At 23.2% G+C, this 22,071-nt stretch carries 21 protein-coding genes and 2 tRNA genes; 6 read left to right on the top strand and 17 right to left on the bottom strand.

Annotated elements, in window-relative coordinates; translation table 4 throughout:
- Positions 1-43 precede the first annotated feature (43 nt).
- From ACXX84_RS02070 to ACXX84_RS01995, 16 genes are all read right to left on the bottom strand, one after another.
- A complete protein-coding gene (locus tag ACXX84_RS02070) occupies positions 44-307 on the bottom strand; it encodes an HPr family phosphocarrier protein (protein WP_436359152.1) in 264 nt (87 codons plus the stop codon).
- 64 nt (positions 308-371) lie between these two features.
- Positions 372-941 (bottom strand): ribonuclease HII, encoded by a 570-nt coding sequence (locus ACXX84_RS02065; RefSeq protein ID WP_458561080.1) that lies wholly within the window; start codon positions 939-941, stop codon positions 372-374.
- Between the two features lie 52 nt (positions 942-993).
- Complete coding sequence (locus ACXX84_RS02060; RefSeq protein ID WP_436359153.1) at positions 994-1,545, bottom strand: inorganic diphosphatase; 552 nt, start codon at positions 1,543-1,545, stop codon at positions 994-996.
- A 29-nt stretch (positions 1,546-1,574) separates the two neighbouring features.
- On the bottom strand, positions 1,575-2,279 hold the full coding sequence (locus ACXX84_RS02055; protein ID WP_436359154.1) for a PQ-loop domain-containing transporter: 705 nt from the start codon (positions 2,277-2,279) through the stop codon (positions 1,575-1,577).
- 2 nt (positions 2,280-2,281) lie between these two features.
- The gene (locus tag ACXX84_RS02050; RefSeq protein WP_458561074.1) at positions 2,282-3,679 is read right to left on the bottom strand and encodes an MSC_0618 family F1-like ATPase beta subunit; all 1,398 of its coding nucleotides are present in this window, start codon (positions 3,677-3,679) and stop codon (positions 2,282-2,284) included.
- 1 nt (position 3,680) lies between these two features.
- Positions 3,681-5,198: an MSC_0619 family F1-like ATPase alpha subunit gene (locus tag ACXX84_RS02045; protein ID WP_458572806.1), complete on the bottom strand. Its 1,518-nt coding sequence runs from the start codon at positions 5,196-5,198 to the stop codon at positions 3,681-3,683.
- 1 nt (position 5,199) lies between these two features.
- Positions 5,200-7,548: a hypothetical protein gene (locus tag ACXX84_RS02040; protein ID WP_458572805.1), complete on the bottom strand. Its 2,349-nt coding sequence runs from the start codon at positions 7,546-7,548 to the stop codon at positions 5,200-5,202.
- Entirely contained in the window at positions 7,532-8,062 is a 531-nt protein-coding gene (locus ACXX84_RS02035) for a hypothetical protein (protein WP_458559409.1), read from the bottom strand. The genes ACXX84_RS02040 and ACXX84_RS02035 overlap by 17 nt, the downstream gene beginning before the upstream one ends.
- Complete coding sequence (locus tag ACXX84_RS02030; RefSeq protein WP_458559410.1) at positions 8,052-8,906, bottom strand: MSC_0622 family F1-like ATPase gamma subunit; 855 nt, start codon at positions 8,904-8,906, stop codon at positions 8,052-8,054. The genes ACXX84_RS02035 and ACXX84_RS02030 overlap by 11 nt, the downstream gene beginning before the upstream one ends.
- Entirely contained in the window at positions 8,896-9,417 is a 522-nt protein-coding gene (locus ACXX84_RS02025) for an MSC_0623 family F1-like ATPase-associated protein (RefSeq protein WP_458559411.1), read from the bottom strand. Before ACXX84_RS02025 ends, ACXX84_RS02030 begins: the two co-directional genes overlap by 11 nt.
- A 1,394-nt stretch (positions 9,418-10,811) precedes the next feature.
- Positions 10,812-12,065, bottom strand: a complete 1,254-nt coding sequence (gene glyA / locus ACXX84_RS02020; RefSeq protein WP_458559413.1) for a serine hydroxymethyltransferase — start codon at positions 12,063-12,065, stop codon at positions 10,812-10,814.
- Between the two features lie 125 nt (positions 12,066-12,190).
- Complete coding sequence (gene rpmF, locus ACXX84_RS02015; RefSeq protein WP_436359163.1) at positions 12,191-12,385, bottom strand: 50S ribosomal protein L32; 195 nt, start codon at positions 12,383-12,385, stop codon at positions 12,191-12,193.
- An 86-nt stretch (positions 12,386-12,471) separates the two neighbouring features.
- Entirely contained in the window at positions 12,472-12,897 is a 426-nt protein-coding gene (locus ACXX84_RS02010) for a Dps family protein (protein ID WP_458557616.1), read from the bottom strand.
- Between the two features lies 1 nt (position 12,898).
- Complete coding sequence (locus ACXX84_RS02005) at positions 12,899-13,672, bottom strand: DeoR/GlpR family DNA-binding transcription regulator (RefSeq protein ID WP_458557615.1); 774 nt, start codon at positions 13,670-13,672, stop codon at positions 12,899-12,901.
- Between the two features lie 159 nt (positions 13,673-13,831).
- Positions 13,832-13,917, bottom strand: a tRNA-Leu gene (locus ACXX84_RS02000).
- 2 nt (positions 13,918-13,919) lie between these two features.
- Positions 13,920-14,010, bottom strand: a tRNA-Ser gene (locus ACXX84_RS01995).
- Positions 14,011-14,342: 332 nt separating this feature from the next.
- Here ACXX84_RS01995 and ACXX84_RS01990 point away from each other — a divergent pair.
- The 6 genes from ACXX84_RS01990 (at position 14,343) to ACXX84_RS01965 (ending at position 21,703) form a co-directional block, all read left to right on the top strand.
- Complete coding sequence (locus tag ACXX84_RS01990) at positions 14,343-15,893, top strand: hypothetical protein (protein WP_458572804.1); 1,551 nt, start codon at positions 14,343-14,345, stop codon at positions 15,891-15,893.
- Between the two features lie 67 nt (positions 15,894-15,960).
- Entirely contained in the window at positions 15,961-16,416 is a 456-nt protein-coding gene (ybeY, locus tag ACXX84_RS01985; protein ID WP_458561071.1) for an rRNA maturation RNase YbeY, read from the top strand.
- Positions 16,416-16,805 carry a cytidine deaminase gene (cdd, locus tag ACXX84_RS01980; protein ID WP_436359168.1) on the top strand — a complete coding sequence of 130 codons (390 nt, stop codon included), beginning with the start codon at positions 16,416-16,418 and terminating at the stop codon, positions 16,803-16,805. Before ybeY ends, cdd begins: the two co-directional genes overlap by 1 nt.
- Complete coding sequence (era, locus tag ACXX84_RS01975; RefSeq protein WP_458557613.1) at positions 16,805-17,674, top strand: GTPase Era; 870 nt, start codon at positions 16,805-16,807, stop codon at positions 17,672-17,674. The genes cdd and era overlap by 1 nt, the downstream gene beginning before the upstream one ends.
- 119 nt (positions 17,675-17,793) lie before the next feature.
- Entirely contained in the window at positions 17,794-20,472 is a 2,679-nt protein-coding gene (locus ACXX84_RS01970; protein ID WP_458572803.1) for an N-6 DNA methylase, read from the top strand.
- A gap of 10 nt (positions 20,473-20,482) precedes the next feature.
- Entirely contained in the window at positions 20,483-21,703 is a 1,221-nt protein-coding gene (locus ACXX84_RS01965; RefSeq protein ID WP_458572802.1) for a restriction endonuclease subunit S, read from the top strand.
- A 186-nt stretch (positions 21,704-21,889) separates the two neighbouring features.
- Here ACXX84_RS01965 and ACXX84_RS01960 read toward each other — a convergent pair.
- Positions 21,890-22,071 (bottom strand): hypothetical protein (locus ACXX84_RS01960; RefSeq protein ID WP_458572801.1); only part of this gene is annotated, 182 nt, incomplete at its 5' end.

Raw genomic sequence — 22,071 nt, 5'->3', positions numbered from 1 at the left:
CTATTTTTAACTAATTTGTTAATTATAATTACAAAAACAATTTTTAGATTAAATTATTTTCGACCATTGTAGTTTTTAAAGCTTCCATAGCTTCTTTTTCATCTTCACCTTCTGCTTCAATTGAAATTTCTTGTCCTTGTTTAATAGCTAAAGACATAATATTCATAATTGATTTAGCGTTTGCAGAAGCTGCAGATGTAATGATTTTAATATCTGATTTGAATTTTGAAGAAACAGAAACAATTTTTGAAGCTGGTCTTGCGTGTAATCCAATTGGATCAGATATAACAACAGTTATTTTTTCCATAATACCTTTCTAAAATATTATTTATTTTTTGTCTATATTTAAATTTTAACACAACAAAATGAAATTATTTAAAAATTTTTATTTTGTTGTGCATACTTTTGATAGGTTCAAAACTTTTTCGATGAATTGAACAAAAACCAAATTTTTTTAATGCTTCTTTGTGTTCTTTTGTTAAATAACCTGAATTTTGACTAAAATTATATACTGGAAAATCTTTGGAAATTTCTTTCATAAAGGAATCTCGCGTATATTTAGCAATTAAAGAAGCAGCAGCAATTGATAACGATTTAGAATCACCTTTGGTAATATTTTCTTGATTGATATTAGAATCAATTTTAACAAAATCAGTTAAAACTAAATCAATTTTTGTGTTAAATTTTTCAATTGACTTTTTCATTGCTTCTTTTGTTGCGTTTAAAATGTTAATTTCATCTATTGTTTGAGAGTCTATAAAAATTGTGTGATATTCTAATGAATTTTCTATAATTAAGTCTACAAGTTCTTTATGTTTGTTTTTAGGAATTTTTTTAGAATCAGTTATTTGATTGCTATCAAATTCAGTTTTTAAAATAACACAGGTTGCAACAACTGGTCCTGCTACACAACCACGACCAACTTCATCGCAACCTGCAATTATTTTTACTTTATTATTTAAAAAACTATCATCAAAGTTTTTTAATGTGCTTTTATTCGTATTTTTCAGGATGTTTTTCTTTCATTAATTTAATAAATTCTTCTTTTGGTAAATGAGAATATTCATTCATTAATTCAACACATTCATTGTATTCTTGAATAGCATATTCAATTCCTTCAAAACCATTTACAGAAGTAATTCCTGATCTTTTTCAATTTTTGTATGTGCTAAAAAATAATTCTACTTCTCTTAATCATCATTTTGGTAAATCTTCTAATTTTTGAATGTGATCTAAACGGTAATCATCTTCATGAACAGCTATTAATTTTGTATCTGTTTCACCATCATCAATCATTTTCATAGCTCCAATTATTCTTGCATTTAATACAGAACCACTAAAAAATGATTCATCTGAATAAACTAATACGTCTAATTCATCTCCGTCTCAATCTAGCGCTTCTCTTAAAGAACCATAATTAGCTGGATATCTAAAACCATCTCTTAAAATTCTATCTACTATAATTTGATTGGTTTTTCTATCATATTCATATTTTATATTTGATCCTTTTGGGATTTCTATATTTACTTGTACTATCTTTTTCATAATAAAAAATTTTATCATTTTTTCTCAATTTAGTTTGAAATATGTTCATTTTTGCTATGTTTTTTATTTTTTATTAAAATCATCAAAATCACTAATGAATTAGTAATAATTGCAAAACTGGATCAAATTAATAGTTGAATCATTTCTGTAATACTTATAGCAATGCCACCGTCTAAATTATAAATTGTAATCAATCCAGCAATTAATCAATAGGTAAATCATAAAATTTCCACAGTTAAAACAAGTGATTTATAAAATAATGATAACCCTTTCATTTTTTTGAAAAATAATCCTTTAATTAATTGTGGCAATGATGCAAATGAAATGCAAAAACTTGCAGCATTTATTAAAATTGAATTTACTATATTGTTATTGAATGAGATTATTTTAAGACTACTTAAAATAGTTAAAATAATTACTAAAATATAGGAAAACGACAGAAAAATGGCAATATAAATGTAATTTAGTTTTTTGGAATATTTGTAAAATAATACAATCAGTAAACTTAATAAACTTAAATCTACAAATGAAGCTATGAAAATGAAAATAGAAATTTCATTTTTAAAAATTGAATAAAAAATTCAAAAAATATAACTTAATCACAATACTCAAAAAGTTGTAAAACTCACTACACCAACGTGTTTAGTTTTAAAAGTTTTATAAAGTTGTGGAACAGTTGAAAAAGGCGTAATAATAATAGCTAATATTCCTACTATTATTTGAGTTAAAATCATATTTAGTTTAACCTTTCTAATTTTAAATCAATTTCTTCTGTTGAATTAATGTATAAAAACTCTTTTGGATGGATATTTAAATAAGTTCCTGAAACAATTTTTTCTACTGAACTAATAGTTTTTTCAATAGAGATAAATTCTCCTTTTTCTTTTGTAAAATTACTTGCTGTTCTTAATTTTTGACTAAAAAAATTAATTAATTGCATAGCTTTTCTTGCTATTATTCAGTTTTCATTATCCAGTTGCTCTAAACCTAAAATAAGGATAATATCTTTTAATTCTTCATATTTTTGAAGAATTTTTTTAGTTTCTGTAAGTGCATCAAAATGTCTTTTTCCAATATTTTCAATTGTTAATAAACTTGAATTAGATTTTAGTGGATCAAAAGCTGGAAAGATACCATTAGATGCTATTTCTCTTGATAAAACTAAAACAGAATCTAAATGACTAAAAACAGCAATGGAACCTGGATCATTTATATCATCCATAGGTAAAAAAACTGTTTGAAAAGAAGTTATTCCACCATTTTCATTTTCATTAAGTCTTTCTTCAATATAAGAAACTTCGGAATTTAGTGTTGGTTGATAACCTACAGCTGACGGTTTTTTTCCAAGTGAAGAAGATAACTCATTACCTGCTTGAATAAATCTATAAATATTATCAATAAAAAGTAAAACATCTTCTTTTTCAACATCTCTTAAATATTCAGCTGCAGTTATTCCCATAGGAACTATTTTATTTCTTGAACCAGCTGTTTCATTCATTTGTGAAATGAAAATTATAGATTTTTCCAGTAAATTAGATTCTTTTAATTCATCTAGTAATTCTTGACCTTCTCTTGTTCTTTCACCAGAACCTATAAAAATAGAAGTCAATTTATTATTAAGTTTTTGTGAAGATAAGTTAAAGATTAATTCTTTCATTAAAACTGTTTTCCCTACTCCAGCTCCTCCTAAAATTCCAAGTTTAGTTCCTTTGAAAATAGGAATAAAAAAATCAATACATTTTACTCCTGTTTCTAAAAATAACTTGTTTTTAGTTTCAAATTTAACTTTTGTAATTGTTGAATCCAAATCTATCATTTTGAATTTTGATTTAGGTTGATTTAAAGACTCTCCTTTAATATTAAAAATGTTTCCTTTAGTTTTTAAACCTACAGGAACTTGGAGTTTTTTATCTTGCAATATAACTTCTTGATTAATAAATAACTTAGTTGGATTGTGAATGATAATTGCTCTAACAACAGAATTGGAAATTATTTTTTCAACAAGTAAAATATTTTCTTCTTTTAAATCACTAATTATTTTTCCAATTTCTAGATTATTATTTGAAAAATCGTTTTCAATATCAAATTGAATTTCTACTGCATCTGTTAAAATTTTTGAAATTTTTCCATTCATTTTATTCACCTAAATACTCTTTCATTTCATTTTCATTTATTTTTTTAAAATTTATTTCTTGACTAATTTTCTTTGTTATTCCTTTATAATTGTAAAAATCATTAATTGCATTAATTATAAAATTTTTAAAATGAAATTCATCTACAAATTCTGAACAAATGAGTTTATTATAAATTTTATTAGCTCATTTGTTTTTTTGTAAAAAACTGAAAATAAATTCAAATAAGTCTTGATTGTCTTCATTAGCATCTAAAATGTTTCAAATTACTAGTTTTGAAAATAAAATAATTTCCCCTGTGTTTAGATAATTATTAAAACCTTTTTGAGTTAATATTTTTTCAATATTTTTACCTTGATTTAAAGTTTTAGTAAAGGTATCTGAAAGATTAAATTTAATATCATTAAGATTGTGATTTTTTATATAGTTATTATAGACTTTAGTCAACTCTTTTGATAATTCAGAAACTTGTTTATTTTGAACTGAACTTCCTGTTCTAGAAACAGAAATTGGATAATTTATAGCCGGAATAATTCCTGAATTAAATAGTTCACTACTTATTACAATTTGCCCATCGGTAATTGAAATTATATTGGAAGATATAAAAGAAGTAATATCGCCAGAATTTGTTTCCACAATAGGAAAAACAGTTATAGAACCTTCATCTTTAAAATTTCCACCTCTTTCTAATAATTTAGAATGAGTAAAAAAGACATCTCCAGGAAATGCTTCTCTACCTGCTGGTTTATTCAATAATAAAGAAATTTCCCTATAAATATTTGCGTGCTTAGTTAAATCATCTAATATTAAAATAACATCAAAATTATTTTTAGATAAATTTTCAGCATGAACCATTGCAACATATGGTAATAAAAATTGATCATAAGAATTATCTGATTCAGCGTGTATAATGATACTTTTATCTAAGCAACCATTATTTTTTAAAATTTCATAAATTTCTGAAATAGAACTATTTTTTTGTCCAATGGAAGCATAAATAAATCTTATGTTATTATCAGAGCAATTGTTGATAATGGAAGAGAGAGTTAAATGGGTTTTTCCCGTTTTTCGATCACCAACAATTAGTTGTCTTTGACCTCTTCCTATTGGAGTAAATAAATCAATTCCAAAATATCCTGTAAATAAAGGTTGATTTATTTTTTTTCTTTCATTAATTCCTCTTGCAGTTTTAAAAATTTCAGATTTTCCAAAAGAAATAATATTGTTATTTTCTTTATAATTTTTATTTAAAATTTCACCTTTTATATTAATTATTTTTCCAAAAAAACCACTATTTGTTTCTATTTTGTCAAATAAAATAGGTTCTATTTCTTTATTTAACTCAATTTTAGTGTTAGGATTAGAAATAATTAAATCAGCTCTATCTTGACTTGCAGAAAGTAAAAAACCATAAAGATCTTTATTGATTTTAAAAAATTGATTTTGTTCGTAATTAAAATCACCTTCAACTTTAATTAAAAAGTTATTTATCGATTTTACAATTGGATTATTTTTTTTCATTTTACCTCATCAATTCTAATAATATATAAATCACAAAAACAAGAGTTGAACTACCTAAAACACCAGAAGAAAGTAGTAAAGTTAATTTTTGTTTTATTTTTTTATTTCTTTTAAAAATTAAAAATAAAATAGTCATTAAACTTGCAAGAGAAACAATAGAACCTACAGTTACTATAGATCATAAAATACCGAGTTCTACAGAGTTTTTAACCTTTTTAATTTCTAAAGGATTTAAATTTTTAATAAAATTTGCTGCATTATCTGCAAGGATTTTTTTAGTTTGATCATCAATTTGTTCAACTATATTTTTAATTTTTTCGTCAAAAATTGGATCAGGTTCTTTTTTAAGAATATCTTTAATTTCGTTTTTTTGTAATTCAAGTTTGTCTAAAATAGATTTTGCAATTTCAGAGTCAATTTTATTATTATTTTCCAGAATATTTTTTATTTTTTCTGCTTTGCCATCAATAGCAGCTCCTATAGCTGTATCTAAAAGATTTTTATTGTTTTCAAATAACTCTTTGTAATCATTTTTTAAAATTTCTTCTATTTTTTCTGTTTTTTCTTGTTTAGTTAAGTTTGAAAAATCAGGATTATTTTCAACTTCTTCTATAACATTAGAAATATTATTTTTTATATTATTTTCAGAAAAAAGAAATGCAGAAGCAAATAATGCTGCTTTTTGCTCTTCTGTTAAATTATGTAAATCTTCTTTATTTAAAAAATTATTAAAAATATCAACATTTTCTTTAAACATATTATTATAAATGTTATCTTTGTCTTCTTGAGTAAATTCAGGATTATCAGGGTTAATATGTTTTTCTTCCTTTTTAAATCCGGTTACTTCTGTAAAATAATTTTTTGTTTCTTCTCCATTGCTTATTTGAACTTCTGCAATCCCTATTGTTCCATCACTATCAGCTTTTTTTACTATTTTTTTAATTTTGTAATCAAAACCTTTAGTATCACCTGAAACATAAGCAATTTGTTCTAAAGGACTATAGAATCTTGCGTTAGAAGCTGTTATTTCTTTTCCTTTATCTGTTAAATTTAAAGGTAATTCATCAGCTAAATTAATATCTTGAACTTTATTTAATAAAATATTTTCATAAAGGAATTTCCCTTTTTTTTGGAATAAATAATGCTGATTTGGAGCAATAATTTCAAAAGAATTAGTATCAATTTTACTTGTTAATGTAAAATTGATTAAAACATCTTTTCTTTCTGATTCCAAAATATGTTTTTCTATTGAATTTATTTCAAAATTAAATTTATCATTTGGATCAAAACTATAAAAATCACTAGCGGTTATTTCATCGAAATTTTTATTTTTTGATGTATCTTTTAAGTATATTCTTTTTTGTTCAATTAAATTATTGTAATAGTTATTTAATAATAAATTTTCATATTCAAAAAATGAGTATTTAAATTCGAAATGTTCATCAAAAAATAGAAAAACGTTATTTAAATTAATTTTTGCTCTTATGTCAATAGTTCTACCGTTATTTGATTGTGTAATTTCAGGATCTTTTACAATAAATTCATCAGTATATTTAAATTCTGGATTAGGCTTTTCAATATAAATATCATTTTTCTTTAAATTGAATGCACTTTTTTCAAGAGCTTCTGGTTTAATTTTTATTATTCCTAATTTATTTTCATTTCTAGCTTGCATTAAGATATTTCTATCTCTATAAATATGTTCTCTTAGCTTTTCTTGAATATTATATGCAATAAAATCTGTACCATTGAAATTTCTAACTTGATTTTCTAAATTAAAGATAATACTATTAATTTTAGTTTTTTCAACATCAGTTATTTCTTTATCATCTAAGTTGAAATCGTAACCATAAATAGGGAAATTACCGGGATTAGTTAATCAATTGGAATCACTAATATAAACATTATTTATTCTATTTAAAAAAGAAGATAAAATGTTTAATCTTTCATCTTTTGAGAGAGTATTGATGATTTTGGATTCTTCGTTTGAAATGGAATTTCTAGACAGATAAGTTTCTTGTTTTAGAAAATCAAAGTCATTATTAATATAACTTTTAAGAGAATTTTCGATAATAGAAAAATTATTATTAAGAATTTGGTAATATCTATTTTTTTCATATTCCGCTTTAGTTGGAAAAGAATTTTTTAATTCTTGTAAGCTTTGAGTATATAATTTAGCAATTTTATTTTTTAAAGTAGAAAGGATATGATCAACTTGTTCTGTTTTGTAATTATCTATTTCATCAATTTCATTGTTGCTTAATAAAGAAATTGATGAAAATACAGGAATTATGGGCAAAGTTGATATTAATAATCTTCTAAAAAATTTAAATTTATTTCGTTTTTTCATCTTTAAAATATATCTTCGATCCTTTCATTATTTTTAAAATTTCATATTCTTCAACAACCTTATATTTTGTTAGAATATCATTAATATCCATACCTACTTTACTTTGTCTAAAAACCTTTTTATACTTTTTTTTAGCTTGTTTATATTTAATTTTAATTTCTTTTAATTTAATTTTATCATTTTTAATAGAAAAAAGTTGCTTAATATAATTAAAAACTATTACTTCTAAAGTTTTGGAATTTTTATCATTTTTAATTATTGTTTTATCTACTAAAAATAGCTTAATAATATTTTCTTTATTTCTAATTTTTATAATTGCATTATCTAAAGAACAAAAAACATTTTCTTTAAATGAAAAATAGTTTTTTTCTTTTGGAATATAAATGTTAATATTGCTTTCAGAAAACATTTCTATAATTTTATTACTTTTAATAATATTTACATTAAAAAAAGACTTCTTTTTTTTAAAAATAAGATTTTTTGATCATAAACTGGTTAAAACTTTACTCTTCATAATTTTCCTTTGGTAATTGTGATAATAACACAATTTCTTCCGTTAAGTTCTGTCTTTTTAATTCCCTTGTTTTAATTTTGATATTTTCTATATTTTTTTCAATTTCTTTTAATATTCTTGTTTCGTGAATTAATTGTTGTTTTAACTTAAAAAAAGATGATTCATAAATTAAAGCAGGAACAATAGAGTTTAAATAAATTAAAAAAAGATTTTTAATAAAATTGAAAATATCAGGAAAAATTAAATGTTCATTTGTAAAAGAAATTTGCTGGAAATTAGTTGAATTATTTAAATCAAAATTAAATTTATCAATAGGTAAAATTGTGATGGAATTATCTTTAATTCTATTGGAATTTAAAACAAAAATTACTTCTGAGACAATTTTATTTCCATAAATTTCAGAAATAATTTTTTCCAGTTCATAAATTTGTTGTTCATTTGTATTTTCAGTTTGAAAAATAGGAATAATTTTATTTTTGTTTGCAAAATTTATAGCTTCAATACCAATTGTAATTAAAAAATCCTTCTTAAAGTTAAACTTTTTTAATAGTTCATCATTTATGTTGTTATAGTTTAGATAATTTAATTCTATTTTTTCAGAAACATAAATTCAAAGTTTGGAATTATTTTTTTCTTTATTAGATTTTTTAAAGAAAAAAGAGTTTAATTTATATCTATTTTCAATTGAAAAAAGAATGTTTTTTACATTAATTGAAGAAAAAACTTTTTCTTCAAAACCTTTATTAATATTAGAAATTTTTAAAATTGTGTTTAATCTACTAATTTTAGTTGTTGCATGAAGATTTTCAAAAACTTTAAGTGAATTTGAGTTGTTAGATTTCATTTTTTACTCTTTTAATTTGTTTTTCATTGTAAAATAATTCAAAGTTTTCATCTTTGTTAAAATAAATAATAATTCCATCAATTAAAACTAACTTTTTTTCTTTTTGAATTACATCAATAACATATTCAGTAAAAATGTTCTGAATATTTTTAAAAATTTCATTGTTTGAAAAATCTAATTTTTCTTGTAAAAAAATGTTATCTTTTTTTATTGTTGGGAAAATAAATTTATCGTTTTTCATTCATATAATTGAAAAAAGACCAAAATCAATTTCTTTTTTTTCAAAAAAACTTTTTTCATAAATTTTAAAAAAAGAATCAAAGTTTTCAATTTCTTCTTTTGAATTTAAAAGCAGTTTTATATTGTTTAAAATGTCTTTTAAATGCACTGTTTGATTATCATTTATAAATTTATTGTAATTTTCTAAAATTCAAAAATAATCGTTATTTTTCTTTAGTTCACTACGGATTTTTTTAAATTCTCTTTCTTCTTTTTTTAAAAAATTAAACATTTTTAACTCCTTTTTTTGTTGATTTTAAAATTAATAAATTGTAAAAAGATAACAACAAAATATTAAATAGTATATAAAAAATTATAATAGAATAAAATAAAACTTCAATATTTAAAAACTCATTAATTAAATAAAATAAATTGTTATTTTTTAAATAAAAGACAATTGTAATTATTAAAGTAAAAAAGTTAACAAATAATCTAACAAATAACCTTTTAAATAAATCTCACTTTCTATGCTTTAAACAAAATAAAACTAAGATTAAAAAGTTAGAAATACCATTTATAAAAAGATTTATATCAGTAATTTGAATTCCAGAAACATTTTTAGATGAATTAAAATCAAAAAGAATTCTTATTAAATAAAATAACATTCATAAAAGAAATATTGAGCATAAAGTAAAAATTTTTATTATTTGATCTGTTTTAAAAATGTTTTTAAAATTTAAGACTAAAAAATAGTAAATTAAAATTATTACAATACTAAAACCTAAATAAATATAATTTCACGCTTTGAAATGGAAATGAGTAGCAAACTGAATGAAAAATAAAAGCAAGGTTAAAAACATTGAAATTATTGAAATTCATAAAAATAGCTTATTAAAATCTTTATTTTTTGCTTTTATTTCCCAAAAATTGAAAAAACTATAAACAAAAGGAAAAAGAGTTATACATAAACCAATAATTAATAAAGTTTTTAAAACAAAATCTGATATTTTTCAATCATTTATTAAAAAGTGGAAAAAAGGATAATTTGCGATATTACTTATTCCAGTTTTTTCTACATATAGAGAAAAGTTAATATAAAAAATTAAAAAAGCAAAATAATAAATAAATTTACTTACGTAAGAATAAATAGTTCATTTATATTTAAGTTTTAGTTTTACATCATTTTTTTTAAAAATAAAGTAGTTGTAAAAATTGTAAGCACAATTTAAAACTATTACATATAAAAGTAAATAAACTGCTAAATTTAAATTAAAGGTAAACTTCTCTTTACTGAAAGTATCAACATTAATGTATAAAAATAAAGATAAACCAAAAAATGCAATAGAAGTTAGAAGAAACAAAGAAGCAAATATAAAATAATACTTAATTTTTCACAAATGTAATTGTACACCAGTGTAAATTTTAAATAAGTATAAATAAGATACAAAACTAAAAAATCAATAAGTCACTGAAAACAGAACTTTGCTTTCTAAATTGATATGACTATAATTATTGAGTTTTATAAAATTATTAAAAAATACATAGTTTATTGTAAAATAAATTGAATATAATATCAAGACAAAAATTTTAAAAAATAAAATAATTTTGCTTTGTTTTTTGAATAAAATTTCTTTTCAATCTATTTTAAATGAGTTAAAAATTAAATAATTTTTCTTTGGTTTCATTTTAGTTTCAATAAGATTTTTTTATAGGAAAATCTTTAGTTAATTTTATTACTTCTTGTTTTAATGCTTCTAACTCTTTTTGGTTTTCACTATTTAACAAAGCTTTATTTATAATATTGGCTAATTGCTTAAATTCTTTTTCTTTAAAACCTCTAGAAGTCATTGCAGCAGTTCCTAGTCTAACTCCTGAAGTTACAAAAGGAGATTCATCATCATTTGGAATTGTGTTTTTATTAACGGTAATATTGATTTTTTGCAAAATAGAAGAAGCTGATTTACCTGTTGTTTTATAAGATTTTTTAACATTTATAGTAAATAAGTGATTATCAGTTCCGCCAGAAATTATTTCTACTCCATTTTTTTGAAATTCTTCCGAAAAAGCCCTTGAATTCTTTATAATCTGTTTGCAATAGTCTTTAAAAAAAGGTTGTAGTGCTTCATTAAAAGCAACCGCTTTTCCTGCGATGCTATGAAATAAAGGACCACCTTGATAACCGGGAAAAACTCATCTATCGATTTTTTTAGCAATTTCTTCATTATTTGTCATTATGATACCACCACGAGCACCTCTTAATGTTTTGTGAGTTGTCGAAGTAATTATGTCTGCATATTCTACAGGTGATGGATGTAAATCTGAAGCAATAAGTCCAGCTATATGTGCAATGTCAGCCATTAAGTAAGCACCTACTTCATCTGCAATTTTTCTAAATTTAGAAAAGTCTATTGTTCTTGAATATGCTGAATAACCGCATATAATTAAATTGGGTTTAACTTCTTTTGCTACTTTTAAAATTTGCTCATAATCTAACAAACCATTAGAATCAACATCATAAGAAAATGATTGATAAAATTTTCCAGAAAAATTTATGTTATATCCATGTGTCAAGTGACCACCAGAGCTTAGTGACATTCCTAAAACTTTCCCTCCTGGTTCTACAATTGAAGCAATAGCAGCTGCATTTGCTGTCGAACCAGAATAAGGTTGAACATTAGCAAATTTTACTTTGAATAATTTCTTGAGTCTTTCAATAGCTAAATTTTCTACTTCATCCACATTTTCACAACCATCGTAATATCTTTTTCCTGGATACCCTTCACCATATTTGTTAGTTAAAATGCTTCCTGTTGCTTTTAATACATCTTCTGAAACATAATTTTCAGAAGCTATTAATTCAATGTGTTCTTCTTGTCTTTGAAGTTCTTTATTTATTGCATTAGCAATTTCTTTATCTTTTAACTCTATGTTTTTATACATTTTTAACCTCATTTAATTTTACTATTATAATTTTACTTCAAATAGAAAAAAATCAAAGCTTAAAGCCTTGATTTTAAATTAAAATATATTAGTTTTTATACGTTATTAATAAATTTGATTAATAATTATTTGTCGTTTAAAGCTGTAAAACCTTGAACTTTTTGTCCTTTATAAAAACCACAAAATCTACATACTCTATGTTGTTGGATACCATTTGAACAGTTTGTACATTTAATTAAGTTTTGTACAACTAAAGCATCATGAGTTCTTCTTTTATGTTTACGTTGTTTAGAAGTTTTTCTCTTTGGAACTATAGCCATTTTTCCCCCTCTGTATATCTAAGATAATTTTATTATAGATTTATATTTTATAATTTTACATTAAAAAGAAAAAAAATAAAGAATATTTATTTAATTTCTTTTAACATTGCTGAAAATTGTCATAATCATTTATCAAATGATAATAAAATTTCATCAAAAATTGGTTGAACTCTTGCACTTCATTCAAAACTTTCACTTTCTTTTAATAAAGTTTCTAAATCCAAAACAAGAAGTTGTAAAGCTGTTTTATAGTCAAATTCTTTTGTTGATTCTTCTTTGATAAATGAAAGTTCTAAAATTTCTTTAAAACTTCCAATTGCTTGTGATTTTTTCATCACTACTTTTTCAGCAATTTCATCAATAAATCCTAAAACTTCTGCTTTTAATTTATCTGTTTCTTCGTGAATTTCAAAAAATTCAATCCCTTTAATATTTCAATGTATATTGTTAGTTTTTTGATAAAAAACTTGTAAGCTTGCTTGTATTTCTTTTAATTTTTTAAGCTCTTGCATTTTAATATTCATCCTTAGTTCTAATTAAATTCAATCCTTCAAATTCTTTTTCTTTTTTATAATTTGTAACTACTAAAACTAATTTGTCAGATGGTGTAAAATCATAGAATGTTCCAAATCCAAATTTTTCTTCGGTCGCTAAAACAACAACAAGTTCAGAATGTTGAGCTACAAAGTTTTTCATTTTCCCATCACCTATTTCTGTTGTTGTTAGTTTTCCATTTTCGTCAATACCACTAACACCTAAAAATGCTATTTGGAATTTAAAATTTTCAATAGCTGATAAATCATGAGAATTTGTTGAAAGACTTTTATGTTTTATTTTTCCACCTACTACATAAATATTTTTGAATCCCATTTCAACAGCTTTCATAGCATTATGGATAGAATTTGTAAAAATATTAACATCAGTATCTAAATATTCAAGTAAATAATAACAAGTAGAACCTGCATCTAAATAAATGTTTAAGTAATCTTTCGCTAAAACAGCAGCTGTTCTAGCAATGCTCCTTTTTGCCTCTACATTTACTTTAATTTCGTCAATAACAATTTTATCTAAATAATTTCTTTTTTCGTTATAAACAATTTCACCAAAAGGTCTTTTAACATAACCTTCTTCTTCAAGTTTAAGAAGGTATCTTCTTGCAGTACTTTTTGTTAATTGGAATTTTTGTTCAATTTCAATAGGTTTTAAAATCTTTTTAGTTCTTATGTATTCGTTTATTTCCTTTTGTTTTGCAAAAGACATAATTTTTTTATTTTTTGAATCTTCCACATTACTCCTTTCTGATTTTATCATTAAACTTATTATAGATAAAAACAAACAAATTATATCATTTTAAAGTATTTTTCAATATATTTAATTCAAAAATTTTCATTTTTTTTCAAAAGTAAAAGAAAATCCGCAAAAGCGGATTAAAAGGTCTTTTTGATATGGTGCTCAAGACGGGACTTGAACCCGAACGCGATTTCTCGCACTAGAACCTCAATCTAGCGTGTCTACCATTTCACCACCTGAGCAATGGCGGAATAGACAGGATTTGAACCTGCGCGAGAGTTGCCTCTCCTAATACGTTTCCAACGTATCCCCTTCAGCCTCTTGGGTACTATTCCATATACTTTATAATTATATAAAAAATTCCTTTTTTTATTACAAAATATACTTAAATTTTCTTATTTATTTATTTTTTAAAACTAAAAAACTTCAAAAAAAGCGTAAAAAACTCAGTTTTTGCCTTTTTTAATATAAATTATATTTATTTTTGTAACTTAAGAGTTATAATTGAAATATATTTATTTAAGTTCTTTTTAATTAAATTGTTAGTAAGTTACTAACTGCTATATATATATATATATATATAGAAGCACTCTTTATTTTCTTATGTATTTCTATATATTATGTAAATTAATAATTTAATTTAAATAAATTAGAAAAAAGGAGAAAAATGAGTAAAAAAATTAAAAAGGTATTTCCAAAATTGGCTTTAACCAGTCCATTATTACCAATAAGTATGGTAATTTCATGTAATGATACAACAGAAACTAAACCTAGCGAACCTAAAAATCCTGGATCGGGAACAACACAAACTGAACCAGTTAAAGAAAATCCAAACCCTGTAATAACACCAATTGCAGAACTACCAGGAAACGATGTTAAAGTTTCTGATCCTGAGAAAATAAAAGACAAAAACAAATCTCAAAATCCAAGTAATTCACAACCAAAAGACGATAATAAAACACAAGCTGTTCAAAAAGATAAAGATAAAGCACCTGAAAATGGTTTTATTGATCAAAAAACTAAAAATCCAAAACTAAATAACAATTCAGACAAAACTAAAACTGATTCACAAAATCCAGATACTGCAACAACAAATCCAAAATCTCAAACACAAGATTCTGAAGTTGTTTTTGACAGAAAATTTCAAGTCTTACACGTTTCAAAAGAAGAAGAAAAACAAATTCTTGATGATCAATTTAATAAAATCGATAAAACTAAAGATAATAATAGTACAGTAGAAGGACAAGACAATTCAACTAGTGAACCTTCAGAACCAAAAAAACCACAAATTCCTTTAACTAAGCAACAAAAAGAAATTTTAAATGAACAATATTTAAAACAAGATTTAAATAATACATCAACTACGATAGGTAACGTTGAACCTGTAGTTTTTGACAGAAAATTTAAAAAATTAGAGGTTACTAAAGAGCAAGAAAAAGAAATTGTTGATGAGCAAATTAAGAAGATTGATAAAACAAAAGATAACAATAGTGTAGTTGAAGGACAAGATAATAACAATACTGACAGTAAATCAGAAAAACCTAAAACACCACAAATTCCTTTAACTTCTGAACAAAAACAACAACTTAGTGATCAACTAAAAAATCAAGATCTAAAAAACACTTGAACAACTATTGGTGATGATAACTCACAAAGTTTTAACAGAAAATTTACAAAATTAGATGTTACTAAAAAAGAAGAAAAACAAATTCTTGACGATCAACTTAATAAAATTGATAAAACTAAAGATAACAACAGCACAGTAGAAGGACAAGACAATTCAACTATCGAACCAGTTCAACCAAAAACTCCACAAGTAGAGTTAACACCAGATCAAAAACAAAAACTTCATGATCAATTAGAAAATCAAGATCCTGAAAATACTTGAACTACAATCGGAGATGAAATACCAAAACAATTTGATAGAAAATTCAGTGTTATTTCAGTTTCTAAAGAACAAGAAGACCAAGAATTAAAAGAGCAAGCTGCTAAATCACAAGATAGTGAAATCGATATTGTTGATGATTCTGAACCAAAAGATACTCCTGTTGAAGAACCTAAAGCAAACAAAGATAAGCAACAAGAACAACCAAAAGTTGAACTTAAAAAATCAAATGATTATAAAGTTATTGAATTAACAAAAGCACAAGAAGATGAGCAATTAAGCAAACAACAACAAAATGCAGAAGAAAACGAAATCGAAATAGATTTAGACTAAAAATAGATATTCTCAAATTTTAGAGAATATTTTTTTAATATTATAAAAAAATATTATAATTTTAAATATGATAAAGGAAAATAAATTGAATTTTTCAAATAACACAAACTATCAATTTCGTTACTTGAAAGAATTTAAAGAGATTTTAAATCTTGCACATCAAGAATTTAAAGCTAGAAAAAAAATTGTTGTTGATTTTTTACTCACGGATAATGAACAAATTAAAATAATTTCCAAAGAATATAGAAAAAAAGATAAAGTTACAGATATTCTTTCTTTTGGAACTAATTGAAGTGATTTTGATTTTTTAGATTTTTTACCACTTGGAGAAATAATTATTTCTTATCAAAAAGTTAAAGAACAAGCTAAAGAATATGGTCACACACTAAAAAGAGAATATTGCTATCTTTTTGCTCATGGTTTAGCTCATTTATTTGGATTTGATCATCTAACAAAAGAAGATGAAGATAAAATGAATTATCACGTTGATAAAATAATGAAGAAAATGGAGATTAGTAGATAATGTACATAAAATTAAAAAAACTTTTAGATAACTCTTATTCACCTTATTCAAATTTTGCAGTTGCTGCAATTTTAAAAAATAAAGACGGAAAAGAATGAAATGGTGTTAATGTAGAAAATGCTGCATATCCTTCTGGAATGTGTGCAGAAAGAAGCGCTCTTTTTGGAGCTATTTCTTACGGATTTAAACCAAGAGAAATTACCGAAATTCATATAATATCAAGGAAAAATGAATTCATCTCTCCTTGTGCAGGTTGTAGGCAAGTTATGAGTGAATTAATGCCACTTGATGGTAAAATATTTCAATATTCTAATGATGGTACTTGCAGAGTAAATACTGTTCTTGAAATGGTTCCTTTCCCTATTTTAAGTGAGGATATTAAAGTTTAATGAAAGTGTGTTTTGTTGCAATTATAGGTAGACCAAATGTTGGAAAATCATCTTTACTTAATGCTATCTTACAATATGATTTATCAATAGTAAGTGCAAAACCACAAACCACAAGAGATCAAATAAACGGAATTTATAATGAAGAAGGATATCAAATTGTTTTTATTGATACTCCTGGTATTCACAAAAGCAAGCAAAAATTAGGTGATTCATTAAACAATAGTTCTTATGAATCTTTAAAAAATGCAGACTTAATTTTATTTTTACAACCTGCTGACCAAGAAATTGGAACAGGTGATTTTATGATTTTAGAAAAAATCAAAAATTTTAAAAATAAAATTGCTCTGATTACAAAAGTGGATCTTGTTTCTGATAAAGAAATGCTTAAAAGAAAAGCAGAACAACTCAAATCCAAAGGATTTTCCCTTGTATTAGGAACATCCATCACTTATGAACAAACAATTCAAGAATTAATTAATGAAATTAAAAAGTATAGCTATGAATCTGAACCTTTTTATCCAGTTGAAGATATAACAGATAAAAGTATGCGTTTTCTTGCTAAAGAAATTGTTCGTAAAAACGCTATTAATCTTTTAGAAGATGAAGTGCCTCATAACATTGCTGTTATAGTTAATGATTTTATTGAAAAAGAACATTCAATGCAAATAGATGTAACAATATATGTTTCAAGAGATTCACAAAAAGGAATTGTTATTGGTAAAAACGGAGCAATGATTAAACAAATAGGAATAAATTCAAGAAAAGAACTTGAAGAACTTTTTAATAGTAAAATTTTTCTCTCTACCAATGTGAAAGTAAGTAAAAATTGAGTAAATAACGAAAAAGTAATTAAAAAAATGGGATATTAATTAATAATTAATCTAATTTTATAATTAGATTTTTTATTTTTATAACTATAAATAAAAAACGAATTTTAAAATATAATTATAATAGTAGAAACTTATTTTAAAATTCAAAGGAGTATAAAATGGAACAAAAACAAAATAAAATCAAAGCAGTATCTTTTTGAACAACTCAAATTGATTATTTCATAAAAAATTGAAATATTTTTAGAAAATTAACAGCAACTGATTTTTACAAATTCAAACATCTAACCTTATATTTTGCTTTTTACAAATATCTTTCAAGAAAACAAGAAGTTTTTATGAAACAAAATTTAAAGATAGATGAAAATGCATTCAAGTATTTTGATTATTCTTATTTTAAATATAAATCATTATTCAGAAAAACTAAATATTTTAACTCTTTTGAAGAAATTAAAAACATTTACAAAACAGTTCAAAATGAACTTGGTTACTTCATTTTTAACGATAATTTATTTAGTACTTTATATAAAGAATATATGGCAAGTCATAGTTCAAATATTACTTTTGAAAAAATACTTGAGAGATTTGAACTCTTTCATAATCATATTAAAAAAAATGATAAATATACCTATTTATTTAGTGATATATTTTATATTTCTAAAAATGAAATTGAAAAAAACTGAAAAAATAAAAAAGATTTAAAAATTCTAATAGAAGAAGCAATATCTGTTGTTGAACTAATAAATATTGATTATCAAAACGATCATTTTATTTTTAAAGAGATATTTGAATTTTTAATTAGTGAATTTTCTGAAGAAAATAAAAATGCAAATGAAGGTTTTTATACACCTAATGATGCTTCAATTATAGTTTCAAAAATAGTTTTAGAAGATGTTAAAAATAAAGATGAACTTAAGATTTATGATCCAACAGCCGGAACTTCTTCTTTAATGTTAAATGTAGGTAAAACCTTTGAAAAATATAAAAATGAATCAGATTTAGTTCAATATAATGCAATTGAAATTGATAGTTGAAATTACAACATAAGTAGAATGAATTTTATAATTAATAATGTTGATTTTAAAAATTGAAAAATCAAAAATGCTGATTCATTTACCAGTTATTCACCAAATGATTTATATAAAACAAATAATCCTAAAGCAGATGTAGTATTATCACATATTCCTAATTCTAAAAGTTGAAATTCAGAAATATCTAAAAATTTCAACCCTTATTTTAAAGAATATGGTACACCACCTAAAACCAAAGCAGATTGAGCTTTTATTTTACAAGGTTTATACAATTTAGATGATGAAGGAATTATGGTTATTTTAGCACCAGAATCAATCTTAACAAGTGCTTCAGTAGAAAAAGAGATTAGAAAAAAACTTGTGCTTGAAAATCATTTAGACTCAATTATTTATTTACAAAATAAATTATTTTCTGGAACTTCCAACACTGATGTTTTATTAATCTTTAAAAAGAATAAAATAAATAAAGATATTTTTATGATTAATGCAACTAATTTATTTGTAAAATTAAACAATGATATTTGCAAATTAAGTCCTGATAACATTGAGAATATTTTAAATACTTATAAAGATAAAAAAGAAATCAAAGGATTTTCAAAACAGGTTTCTATCCAAGAAATTACCTCTAATAATTTTGATCTTCAAATTTCTAAATACATAACAAAAGAAGATGTTAACTCTTCCAATCAAGAATTTAATAAAATTCATAATTTACTAACAGTAGAAGACTTTAGACCTGTACAAAAATATTTTGATGAAATTAGTGGTTTACAAGATCAAATAGCAATTAAAGTAAATAATTCAGGTTATAAAATAGTTAATGCTGAAAAAATAACATTATTAGTTTTAGAGTCCAAAATAATTAAAAAAATAGAAACTAAAATGGAAAAAGTTAGAGAAAAAATCGTTGACTACTTTATTCCTTTTTTCACTGAAATCGATGAATTTCCAGAAAATTGAGAAGAAATTATTAAAAGTGAAATAGATAGATTTGCTAACGCTTCAATTAAAAACATTCCTTTTTTAGATAAGGAAAAATTAATGTTTGAATTACAAAAAGCAGTAGATGAATTTATTATTCCTGAAATATCTGTATTTAAAGAAAAAAGAAAAATGAATTTTGATAGATTAATGGATAGTTATATAAGAAAATTTTCAGAAGGAGAAAAAGAATCAGATCTTATTAATTTCTTATTAGTTATTTCTGTAGAAGCAGATGAAAATGCTGAAGATTTAATTCATATGAAAGAACTAAGAGACAAAATAGAAGAGCGAATGAACTCATTACTCTTAGAAATTTCTACTTATCCAGAATGTCAAACTTTATTTAAATCAAGTAAAATTAAAACAAGTGATTTAGAAAGAATTAAAAAACTTTTAAATCCTGCAAGCACTCAAACTGAAACAGAAAAAGAAATTAAATTCAAAATAGCTGAAGTTTATGATTATTTAAATTATCTAAGAAGACTTGACAACAATATTAGTTCTTTAGAAGAAACAATATTTCAAACTACTCTTGATTCTTTAAATGAAATTAAAAACTATCAAGAATTAATAAATTATCTTGCTTTTCAATGAGCTAATTATTTAACTGATTTAACAGTAAAAACAGAAAGTTATTTAACTCATGCAATAATTGAAGACTTAGAATTATTTGTTTCTAATAACAATGACAAATCTTTAAATTTTTTAGATAAAGATTATAAATGAGTCTTACCTAACTTAATACAAACAATGAAATTTCTCTCAACTATGCATGTACAAAAAGAAAAACTGGAATTTATTACAAAAATATTAAATAAACAATAAAAGGAGAAAAATGTCAAATAATACAAAAAATAATTTAGTCCCTTCTTTGAGATTCAAAGAATTTACTCACGCTTGAGAACAGGAAGTTTTGGGGAATTTATTAATTTCTTATAGAAATAAAAATAAATCTAATTTATCATTAGAAAGTTATTCAATAACAAATTCTTCTGGTTTTGTAAATCAAAAAGATTTTTTTCAAAATGGCGGAAAAGCTGTAACAGCAAATAAAAGAAATTCTTTGATAGTTGAACCTTTTTCATTTGCTTATAATCCTGCAAGAATTGATATCGGTTCGATTGGATACTATAATAAAGGTAAAAACGTATTGATTAGTCCTTTATACGAAGTTTTTAAAACAGTTAATTATATAGAAGATAATTGAATGTTTTTATGATTTAAATCCAAAAATTTTAAAGAAATAATTAACAAAAACAAAGAAGGTAGTGTTAGATTGTGTTTATATATTGATAAACTTGATGAAGAAAAAATAATACTACCAAAAATAGAAGAGCAAGAAAAAAATAGTAAACTCATTTTATTAATAGACTCTCTCCTTTCACTTCACAAGCGTAAGTATAATTTTCTAAAAAACATTAAAAACACATTACTTGACAAGATGTTTCCATCTCAAAATTCAAACATTCCAAGTATAAGATTCAAAGAATTTACTCACGCTTGAGAACAGGACATTTTGGGGAATATTTCCTATTTTGAAAATGGTGATTCTTATGAAAAATATGCAAAAGAATCAGGAAAATACAAAATAATAAACTTAAACAGTGTTAGTATAGAAGGAAAATTACAGGAAAATGGAAAAAGAACTGATTTTGCTAAACAATTTTTAAGAAAAGATGATTTAGTAATGATTTTGTCTGATATAGGAGAAGGAAAATTAATTGGAAAAACTGCAATTATCCCTGAAAATTCTTTATATGTGTTAAATCAAAGAGTTGCATTAGTTAGAATTAATGAACAATACAAAAGTAATTTCTTTTCCAATCAAATAAATTCAAAACAATATTTATTTAGACAAAAATCAGGTGGTTCAGCTCAATTGAATTTATCTAAAAATGAAATTCTTAATTTTGAAATATTTTTCCCTACTTTCAATGAACAAAATAAAATATGCACTTTGTTTGATAATTTAGATTCTCTAATCTCACTTCACAAGCGTAAGTTAACAGCATTAGAAAATATAAAAGCAAAACTCTTAGAAAAAATGTTTGTTTAATACAAAAACTTAAAAAAGAATAAATTTATTTTTCTTATTTTATTAAAATGTACTATATCTTAAATAACATTAGTCCCTTAGAAAAAGGGATTTTTATTTTAAATTTACAAATTTTATTCTGTTTTATTTATTAATAATATTAATATCAATAAAACAATTAAGATTATTATATTTTTCATATTTATTCTATCTTTTTATCAAAAATATAGATACATTTATTAAAACTATATTTAATTTTTTAGAAATATTTAGATTTATAAGCATTTTTACACTATTTTTACAAAATCATTTTACCTTTTTAATCAATAGTCTTTTACGCTTGTGAAGTGAAAGGAGAGAGTCAAGATGTGTAAATAAATTGGCTATTT

The sequence above is a fragment of the Mycoplasma sp. AC157 genome, assembly GCF_054343415.1.
This window is presented reverse-complemented; position numbering and strand designations above follow the sequence as displayed.